General features: G+C 56.2%; 10 protein-coding genes. 4 read left to right on the top strand and 6 right to left on the bottom strand.

What is annotated here, in order from left to right; all coding sequences use genetic code 11:
* The 3 genes from L6762_RS06170 to L6762_RS06160 form a co-directional block, all read right to left on the bottom strand.
* A partial coding sequence (locus tag L6762_RS06170; protein ID WP_237186069.1) for an NgoMIV family type II restriction endonuclease occupies positions 1-929 on the bottom strand: 929 nt, incomplete at its 3' end.
* Positions 910-1,872 (bottom strand): DNA cytosine methyltransferase, encoded by a 963-nt coding sequence (locus tag L6762_RS06165; RefSeq protein WP_237186068.1) that lies wholly within the window; start codon positions 1,870-1,872, stop codon positions 910-912. The genes L6762_RS06170 and L6762_RS06165, both read right to left, overlap by 20 nt.
* Before the next feature lie 143 nt (positions 1,873-2,015).
* A complete protein-coding gene (locus L6762_RS06160) occupies positions 2,016-2,612 on the bottom strand; it encodes an NADPH-dependent F420 reductase (RefSeq protein WP_237186067.1) in 597 nt (198 codons plus the stop codon).
* A gap of 354 nt (positions 2,613-2,966) precedes the next feature.
* On the opposite strand from L6762_RS06160, the gene L6762_RS06155 reads away from it, so the two are divergent.
* Both L6762_RS06155 and L6762_RS06150 read left to right on the top strand, forming a co-directional pair.
* Positions 2,967-3,647, top strand: a complete 681-nt coding sequence (locus L6762_RS06155) for a DUF6318 family protein (protein ID WP_237186066.1) — start codon at positions 2,967-2,969, stop codon at positions 3,645-3,647.
* 27 nt (positions 3,648-3,674) lie between these two features.
* Positions 3,675-4,634 (top strand): hypothetical protein, encoded by a 960-nt coding sequence (locus tag L6762_RS06150; protein WP_237186065.1) that lies wholly within the window; start codon positions 3,675-3,677, stop codon positions 4,632-4,634.
* A 12-nt stretch (positions 4,635-4,646) separates the two neighbouring features.
* On the opposite strand, the gene L6762_RS06145 is transcribed toward L6762_RS06150, so the two are convergent.
* From L6762_RS06145 to L6762_RS06135, 3 genes are all read right to left on the bottom strand, one after another.
* Positions 4,647-5,267, bottom strand: a complete 621-nt coding sequence (locus tag L6762_RS06145; protein ID WP_237186064.1) for a thymidine kinase — start codon at positions 5,265-5,267, stop codon at positions 4,647-4,649.
* A gap of 243 nt (positions 5,268-5,510) precedes the next feature.
* The gene (locus L6762_RS06140) at positions 5,511-6,989 is read right to left on the bottom strand and encodes an amino acid permease (RefSeq protein WP_237186063.1); all 1,479 of its coding nucleotides are present in this window, start codon (positions 6,987-6,989) and stop codon (positions 5,511-5,513) included.
* Positions 6,990-7,103: 114 nt separating this feature from the next.
* Positions 7,104-7,559 (bottom strand): OsmC family protein, encoded by a 456-nt coding sequence (locus L6762_RS06135; RefSeq protein ID WP_237186062.1) that lies wholly within the window; start codon positions 7,557-7,559, stop codon positions 7,104-7,106.
* 134 nt (positions 7,560-7,693) lie between these two features.
* Between L6762_RS06135 and L6762_RS06130 the strand changes: the two genes are divergently transcribed.
* Together L6762_RS06130 and L6762_RS06125 are read left to right on the top strand one after the other, a co-directional pair.
* Positions 7,694-8,527 carry an AzlC family ABC transporter permease gene (locus tag L6762_RS06130; protein ID WP_237186061.1) on the top strand — a complete coding sequence of 278 codons (834 nt, stop codon included), beginning with the start codon at positions 7,694-7,696 and terminating at the stop codon, positions 8,525-8,527.
* Positions 8,520-8,846 carry a branched-chain amino acid transporter permease gene (locus tag L6762_RS06125; RefSeq protein WP_237186060.1) on the top strand — a complete coding sequence of 109 codons (327 nt, stop codon included), beginning with the start codon at positions 8,520-8,522 and terminating at the stop codon, positions 8,844-8,846. The genes L6762_RS06130 and L6762_RS06125 overlap by 8 nt, the downstream gene beginning before the upstream one ends.
* The last annotated feature ends 48 nt before the right edge of the window (positions 8,847-8,894 follow it).

Below are 8,894 nucleotides of genomic sequence, written 5' to 3'. Positions count from 1 at the left end.
TCGGCCAGTAGGCGTAGGGCTCTTGTTTTGAGTTCTTGGGGGTATTTGGTGGGCATGGGTGAAGTTCCTTTGCTCTTTTTTGTTTGTTTCCAATGTACGGGGTCGGAACTAAACCCAGTACATATCACTTCCAGCATACTAGCCGCCTCGTCATTTCCCGAGGCGGCTACTGCTTTCTGCAGCTCCGGCAAAGCAAAATGGTAGACCATATCGATATCCCCAGTCCCCAAAGCCAAAGAGGCCAGACGAGAAGGAGTAGGCTCACCCGTCACCACCACAATATTCGGGGTGCGACCCTTACGGTTGCGGATTATATTCAAGGCTTCAGAGCGTGCGTTCTGAGCACGATCACTCCGCAAAGTCCACTTACAACTAATAATGGCCTCAACAAACTTAGCCTCATTATTCACAAGCCGGCGCGGAGTCAGCGCAGCAACAGAATCGTCAACCCGCAAAGCACCATCATTGAAATAGGCATCAGGTTGAGGTGCCTTCGTCATAATCACATCAGGACTAATATCGTAAGAATTTCCCAAAACTGTAGACAGCGTAGGATCAGATTCCACAGCCCCAGCAAGCTGCTTCAAATGTAAATACGGCACAAACTCAGCCAGATAAAAGCCATGCCCACGCTTCACCACATGCTCAATCTCAGTACCTGGTGCAACAATATGGCTGAACTCCGCTAAGACTCGACTCAAGAATCGAGTCGTAGTAGCTTCAAAAACATGCCCCGCTGTCTGACCGGCCAATTTCTCGCCACCAGGCTTCACACCTAGCTGCTCTGCTATAGAAAGAGCAATAGCCTTACTAGTCTTCTGAGAACTATCAGCATTAGAAGCCACGCCAGATTCAGTAACGGCAAGAACACCTAAATCAATCAGCTCCTGATGATATTCCTGGCGGAGCCTACGCAGCGACGCGACCATTCTTCACCTCCAGATTCTGGTTCAGCAAATTAGCAATCTCAGTACCGATGGCACAAGAAACCGGGGGTGGAAAGGCATTCCCAACCTGCCGATAAGCAGCCGTTTTACGCCCGGTAATCTGCCAATCATCAGGGAACCCCTGAATACGAGCAGCCATACGAACCGTTAGCCGAGGCATCTCAGCATAACCAGGTTCAGGAGCGACCTCAGCAATCGATTTACCGTTTACACCCATCTCAGCCCAGGCAGCTTTAGCCCGAGTAGGCCCCAAATCTGGGCCACCGTGCTTCTTCGACCCTCCCACCAATGTAGGCGCGATCTTCTTAGCTCCCTCAGCCCAAGCGTCCGCGCCTTCCCAGCCATTAGAAGCCATCAGGTCATGCAGAGTATCCCCTACCGTTGGCGCTTCGTCTGGACGCCGCTCTGGCCACACAAAACAACCATCCAAATCCTTATGGGTAGCTACCAAAATACTGCGCGGTCGCAACTGCGGAACCCCATAGTCAGAGGAGTTAATAAGCTGCCAATCCACCACATAGCCAAGCTTCCCCATAGCCTTGATAATCTCATTGCGGTAATCAGCAAAACGCTTTGATAGCAGGCCTTTCACGTTCTCGAGCATGACAGCCTTGGGCTCAAGAACCTCAATAATCTCAAGTGCACGAGGGAATAAATCACGCTCATCATCAGCACCAAGCTGTTTACCGGCCACGCTGAAAGGAGGACATGGAACGCCACCCGCGAAGAGGTCCACACCTTTGTAAGGGGTAGGATCCCACTCATTAAGATCAGATTCAATTACGTTCCAATTAGGGCGATTAGCCCGCAGCGTGTTGCAGGCGTCCGAATCTATCTCCACAGCAGCAAGGTGCTCAAATCCCGCCATCTCAAGGCCAAGAGCCTGCCCACCAGCACCAGCACAAATCTCCACTGAAGTCAGCATGTGCGATTCCCCCATCTACTCATCTCAGAAATCGAATACATATTCGAATATATAAACCACTATACAGGTGCTTATGAGAGCTGGGAACCCTCTCAACAGACCTTCTTAGTCTACGGATGCAACAAGTCCACATCCATTATTTTCTATGAGCTTTGAAGCTCACCAAGCTCTACCATCTGCTCTTTCGTCAGGAAGGCACCGAAGGCGTCCCCGTCGGGCTCGAACAGATGCGCCGCAGATTCAGGCATCAGCACAGCGTCAAAACCCAGCGAATCCACCAGCCGAATAGCCGTATCTAAAGCCTCGCTCCCCTGCCCCGCATCAATCACTGCAACAGCACGCGGCAGCGCATGCGGATTCAACGCCCGACTATCAGACGTCAAAGCATCATACGCAATATGGTTCAACGTACGAATAACAGGAACCCGCGCCCCCGGTAACGCAAACGCAGCGCCCGCCGTACCAGCGGCGTCCCAAGGGTTCGTAGCATCAACCACCACACCACGAGCCGCCGAAAAATCAAAGCCGGGCAAGGCCGTGCGCGGCAAAGCCACAATCACAACATCCGCATCAAGCGCGCCCTCAAAATCCACCAGCTGCGCCTCAGGCACCAGCGACCCCAAAATAATATCCAACATAGGCTTAGGCCGCGCATACACCAACGTCTCATGACCAGCAGCAACAGACAAACGAGCAAGCGCCGTGCCGAGCTTACCGGCACCAAGAATAGAAACCTTCATACCCCTCATAATCATTGACAGCGCAAGTTTATTCCACGGTGTTTAAGAAGCAGGCGCCCCATGCCCACACGAGCTGAGCATAAGACGCCTGCGAGCAGTTAGCTAGCTATTGCAGTCTCGCAGGGAGTTAGCGGATCCGGCGACAGATGAACCTGTGAAAACACCTGCTGCCTAGTATTTGTTGTGTGGGCCTATTTGCCCACATCAGGCCCGAAATCTGTGGAAAACGCTTCATCATTTGCGTAATGTGCCGTTAAAAACCAGTCAAGAGGGCTAATCCCCTTGCCAAGACGCACACCCCGAACTATAAAAACACATAAGACCTAGTCACAAAGATGTAGCCAGGAGATCCCTATGAAGCACACACCCACCCGTAGCCTTACCTTTGCAGCCATCGCGCTACTGGCCCTCACCGGCTGCGGCGCACAGGCCACAGGCAGCATTCCCGAGGCGGACGCCAGCGCCACGGCTTCTGTAACCGCCTCCAGCACCTCAGTCGCGGCTGATGCAACCGCAAGCGCAGCCGAAACCAACTACTCCGGCGGATCCAAAGCCCCCGACGGCGAATACCGCGCTGCCGACGAACACGGCCCCGCCCAAAACGTACCCAAACCAGTAGCACCCGACGGAATGAACGTAGAAACACCAGAAGCAATGGAAAAGTTCATTACGTACTGGAACGATATGCGGAACTATGCAATCCAAACTGGGGATACTACCGCTCTCAAAGAACTGACTTCCAGCAATTATGAAGCAGATTTAACATTTATTGATTCTGTTGAGCGTCTATACGAGGACGGCGGGTGGATTATTGGCCTCCAGCGAGAATTACATCTGAATCCTGATCTCGTTACAAGCTACGGAGATGGATTGTACGGCTACGGCCTGAACGTCACTTCAGAAAATGGAATTATCAATGAAGTAACTGAAATAAAGACTATAGACAGCAGCGAAGCGAATCTCCAGGGGTACGAGTTCTTCTTTAAATACAGTGACGGAGAGTGGGAAGCCTACGATGGAAAGGTAGTTAGGTAAATGCTGAGGAGAACTCTGATATCTTCGATGGCAATTGCCACGTCTCTGACGCTCTCGTCTTTCTGTTTAAGCTACGCTAACGATTCTGGGGACTCTGATAATAACGAGTTCAAAGTCAAAGTAGACAAAGATTATAATTGGGATACCTATATCGGCGTTAAAGATGCCCCAGTTCAGCAGGACTCTCATCCTGTTTCCAATGACGTTACTAGTCAGCTTGCCGATTTAAAAATCATTTACTTCGAAGCTCCCAACGATTCCAATCGTGCCCGGCTCCAGACCAACGGTGCTGTGCAACCCGGCACCTATTGTCTCGCAACCAACGGGGAGCTCGGCGTCCTCTCCCTCGTACCCACCGACTGGTCCGACGGCTCAGACACCCCCTACAACACGCCCCAAGGCACCCTCGGCTGCGTACCCCTCACCCCAGCAGAACTCGAAGCCGCAGGCCTAGAGCTTGCCGAAGAAAACGGGCAAACCGTACTACGCACCATCCGCGTCACCCTCACAACCCACGACTTCGACACCTTCCCCATCGCCCCTGCAACACCCCACCAAGAAAAAGCACCCCACACCCTCAAAAACTACAACACCAACTTCTGGGCAGACCCCAACCCCCAAGAATTCACGCGCACCATCAACGGCCAAAACGTCACCCTACGCGCAACACCAGTCACCTACACCTTCACCTACGGTGACGGCAGCGTGCTCGGCCCCACCAGCTACCCCGGCCAGGCCCTCGGCGAAGACATCTGGGACCAGCCCACCAGCACCTCCCACCAATACGCAGAGCCCGGCGACTACCAGTTCACCCTCACCACCACCTACCGGGGTGAATACTCAGTAGAGGGCGGTCCCTGGCAGGTCATCGACGGCACGGTTAGCCGCACCAGCGAACCTCAGCTCGTGAGAGTATGGCGTACCCAGGTTGGGCTAGTCGCCGATGACTGCACGACAAACCCCAACGCCTGGGGCTGCGAAAGCTAAAACCGGTACAGGCTACTGGTAGAGCTTGCCGCCCGATTCCTCCAGATAGCAGGTGGGGCAGAGCGACTCATAGCCCACATGCACGCCGTCAATAGCCACCTGATCACCGGCAAAAACAAACTTTCCATCAACGGTACGGCCGTTAAAGAGCGCCTTCCGTCCGCACCGGCAAATAGTCTTCAGCTCCTCAAGGGTGTGGGCGATCTCCAGCAGGCGGGCAGAACCGGGGAAGGCCCGCGTCCTAAAATCCGTACGAATGCCGTAACACATCACCGGCACGTTCTCTACCACCGCAATCCGCATCAGGTCGTCCACCTGCTCAGCAGTCAAAAACTGGGCCTCATCCACCAGCAGACATGAGACGGGCAGGTGCCAGTGCATACGGTCGTCATCAGCATTAGGCTCAGCAGCAGCGTGGAAGAGCTCGCGCACAGAGTCGTCTGCACCCACCAAAAAATCAGCCTGGCGAGTCACGCCCAGACGAGACACAATCTCAGTATCGCCCTTGGTGTCCACCTGCGGCTTGGCCAGCAGCACCCGCTGGCCCCGCTCCTCATAGTTATGGGCAGCCTGCAGCAGCGCAGTCGACTTACCCGAATTCATGGCACCAAAACGGAAATAGAGCTTAGCCACGCGGCCACACCTTTCAACCCAGAACACGTACAAGAGAACAAAACCAAACCACACCATTCTAGCCCGGCGCACTCCCCCGCTCACAGGCGTCCGCATCCTGACCAGACGACTTTGTACCACGCAGTGTTCAGAAATCAGTCTCAAAGTGGGCAGGGGCTGGTACAAACCGGAGTCAATGCACCTAGGTATACAAAAGGGAGGGCCCCGGAAAACCCGGCACCCTCCCCTTTCTCGCACAGAAACTTACTTGCCTGAGACCTCAAGGCCTGAGACGTCCACGTCCTTGAGCGGGATAGTCTTTGAGCCGGTTACCAGCTTGTGCACTAGCCACACGCCAATAATGATGGGCAGACCAATGTAGGCCGAGACAACCTCGAACCAGTGCCCAGCGAAGATAGCGTTGTAGTTCTGGCCGGCAATCACCAGCAGGCACATCAGCAGCGCAACGATGGGGCCAATCGGGAAGAGAGGGGCCTTGTAAGGCAAATCATTAACATCGTTACCCTGAGCCACGTAGGCGCGGCGGAAGCGGTAGTGGCAGATAGCCACACCCACCCAGGTGATGAAGCCCGATAGGCCAGAGATGTTAATCAGCCAGGTGTAGGCAGAACCCTCGCCCACCACGGCAGAGACGAAGCCGAAGAGGCCGATAGCGGCGGTCATGAGTAGGGCGGGCATGGGAATACCGCGGGAGTTCACGCGGGCAAAAATCTTGGGAGCACGCCCCTCCAGCGCCAGGGCGTAGAGCATACGGGACGAAACGTAGAGGCCCGAGTTACCGGCAGAGAGAATCGCGGTCAGAATGACGGCGTTCATCACCGAAGCAGCAAAAGCAACTCCCAGGTTCTCAAAGACCATGGTGAAAGGTGAGTAGGCGATATCGGTGGTGTCCGCCCGCAGCAGGTTGGGGCTGGTGTAGGGAATCAGGGTACCGATAATAGCGATAGCACCGATGTAGAAGAGCATGATGCGCCAGAAGACGCTCTTGAGGGCTCGGGGTACATCGCGGCGGGGGTTCTCAGACTCACCGGCAGCAACACCGATCATCTCGGTGCCCTGGAAGGAGAAACCGGCGACCATGAAGATAGCCAGGATAGAGAGGAAGCCGCCCTTGAAGGGTGCTTCGCCGTCGGTCCAGTTAGCGAAACCGTTGTCGTGGTTGCCCAGGATGCCGAAAATCATGGCAACGCCAGCGATCAGGAAGACGATAACGGTGACCACCTTGATGGTAGCCAGCCAGAACTCTGATTCGCCGTAGGAGCGGGCCGAAAGCACATTGATACCCAGAATGATGGCCAGGAAGACGCCTGCCCAGACCCAGCCGGGAACGTCCGGAAGCCAGTAGGACATAATGACACCAGCAGCCACCAGCTCAGCAGCCACGGTAATGGCCCAGTTGAACCAGTAGTTCCAGCCCATGGCAAAGCCGAAGGAGTCTGAGACGTAGCGGGAGGCGAAGGTCTGGAAGGAGCCTGCAACGGGCAGGTTAGCTGCCATTTCACCCAGGGACTGCATGAGGAGCAGCACCATGATGCCGATCAGGGCGTAGGCCAGCAGTGCGCCGCCGGGGCCGGCTTCTGCGATGGTGGAGCCGGAGGCAACAAAGAGGCCGGTGCCGATGGCGCCGCCGATGGCGATCATGGAGAGGTGGCGGCTGGCGAGGCCGCGCTTGAGCTCTTCTTTGGTCTGCCCGGTGGGTGCAGACTGCGCTTCAGTAGACATAGTGTGCTGCTACTTTCGGTGGTAATGAGCCCCCAACAGTTTTGCTTAGGGGGCATAAGACAAACTTTAGATTACCACCGCAAGCGCCCTGCGCCCCTGGGCGGGCAGCGTGATTTAGCTCTGCTTATCTTCGTTGATGAAGGTGACGGACGCGCCGTGTTCGACGGTGCGGGAGACGGTGCAGTCTTTTTCGGCGGAGAGTTTGATTAGGCGGTCGACCATGGAGCGGGCTTTTTCGCCCTCGTCGGTGGCGGGGAAGCGCACGTTGAAGCTGACTTCGATGTCGTCGAGGCTAACGGCCTTGTTCTCGTCGACCTTGCGCAGGCCGGAGGAGTGCACGGTGAAGGTTTCGGGTTCTGATTTGCGGCCGGTGACCACATCGACGTCGATGGCGGAGCAGCCTGCGATTGCGGCAAGGAGCAGTTCAACCGGGGTGAGCAGGCCTTCGCCCTGGCCGAAGTCGAGGGTGTCGCCCTTGGCGTTGGTGGCGCGGTAGTGGCGGGAGGCGACCCGCTCGACGGTGACGGCGCGGTAGTTGGGGTCTTCGGTGCGGGTGGTCTTGTCGGTCATGGTTCTTCCTTACTGTGGGGTGGGGGCGGACGCCGGTACCCGGGTAACGGCGCCAGCACGGGTTTTATTTCTGAGGAGGCAAGCAGTTACATGCTGATCAGAAAATTGGAGTTCCTCTAGTTTTATCTAAACTTATGGCTATGCACCACACCAGCCCAGATACAGGTCAGCTCTCAGCGCCTTCTACCCCTGCCAACCTGCCGGCCCCCGCCAGCGGGGCGACGGCGTCCGCCCCCATTACGGGGGAACACATCAGCCAGCTGCCCGGCGAAAGCGGCTTCAAGGAAGGCCTGCGCGTAGCCGGTGTCCTCTGCATTGGCTTTGTGGTCATGGGCATGGGCTTGGGCGTGCTGGTCGCTTCGGTGGGCCTGCCCTGGTGGGTTGCCCCGGCTCTCTCAGCTATTGTCTTTGCCGGGTCGGTGGAGTTCCTGCTGGTGGGCATGATTGCCGCCGCTGCGCCACTGAGCCTGATTGCTTCCACAACCCTGCTGATGAACGCCCGGCACCTGGTTTACGGTATCTCCTACCCCCTGCAGAACGTCAAGGGAAACCTAGCTAAGGCCCTGGCTGTGTATATGCTCTGCGACGAAGCCTACGCCCTCAACACCGCTCCCGGCTCACAGAATTTTCGTAGCTCCCGCATCATGACGGTCTCAGTGGTGCTCTGGCTCTCCTGGTGGGGCGGCTCCACCCTGGGCGTGATTCTGGGAGCCACTTTTCTCTCCCATTTAGAGGGCGTTGACTTCGTGATGACCGGTATGTTCCTGGTGCTCTCTATCGACGCCTACCGGGCGGTCAAAGACCGGGTAACTGCCTCGCTTGCGGTTATCGCTTCGCTGACGGCCATCGTCCTTGCCCCGCATTCCATGCTGCTGGTTTCCCTGCTGACCCTGGTAGCCCTACTCATCATCCGCCACCTGACCACCCAGCGTCAGGGTGTTTCACGCCAGGAGGCCCCGCATGCCTAGCACCGGCTACATTCTCTCAGCTATCTTCCTAGCAGCCGGCATCACCTTCGCCCTGCGACTGATTCCCTTTGGGGTAAAGTCCGTGCTCAAGGGATCAGCCCTGGTGGCCAACCTTGCCGCCTGGCTGCCCATGGGAGCCATTATCTGCCTGGGCTTCTACGTGCTGGCAGAAATCGACTACTCTTCCCGCGAGACGGCTCTGCCCTACCTCGTCGGAGCGGTAGTAACGGTTGCTACCCACCTGTGGCGAAAGAACCTGGCACTCTCCCTCATCGTAGGTACAGCAACCTGCGTCGTGCTCGCTAACTGGATTTTCTAAGGAAATACCTCAACGAGAGACCTACCAAAAAGCGCAGCAAACATACTC

Source organism: Rothia nasimurium, assembly GCF_928381705.1.
In the GTDB taxonomy this organism is placed as follows: Bacteria; Actinomycetota; Actinomycetes; order Actinomycetales; family Micrococcaceae; genus Rothia; species Rothia nasimurium_G.
This window is presented reverse-complemented; position numbering and strand designations above follow the sequence as displayed.

Excerpts from the sequence above, each read along its gene's own strand:
- L6762_RS06165 (WP_237186068.1), bottom strand. The coding sequence starts at position 1,872 with ATGCTGACTTCAGTGGAGATTTGTGCTGGTGCTGGTGGGCAGGCTCTT.
- L6762_RS06160 (WP_237186067.1), bottom strand. The coding sequence starts at position 2,612 with ATGAAGGTTTCTATTCTTGGTGCCGGTAAGCTCGGCACGGCGCTTGCT.
- L6762_RS06155 (WP_237186066.1), top strand. The coding sequence starts at position 2,967 with ATGAAGCACACACCCACCCGTAGCCTTACCTTTGCAGCCATCGCGCTA.
- L6762_RS06150 (WP_237186065.1), top strand. The coding sequence starts at position 3,675 with ATGGCAATTGCCACGTCTCTGACGCTCTCGTCTTTCTGTTTAAGCTAC.
- L6762_RS06140 (WP_237186063.1), bottom strand. The coding sequence starts at position 6,989 with ATGTCTACTGAAGCGCAGTCTGCACCCACCGGGCAGACCAAAGAAGAG.
- L6762_RS06135 (WP_237186062.1), bottom strand. The coding sequence starts at position 7,559 with ATGACCGACAAGACCACCCGCACCGAAGACCCCAACTACCGCGCCGTC.
- L6762_RS06130 (WP_237186061.1), top strand. The coding sequence starts at position 7,694 with ATGGCTATGCACCACACCAGCCCAGATACAGGTCAGCTCTCAGCGCCT.
- L6762_RS06125 (WP_237186060.1), top strand. The coding sequence starts at position 8,520 with ATGCCTAGCACCGGCTACATTCTCTCAGCTATCTTCCTAGCAGCCGGC.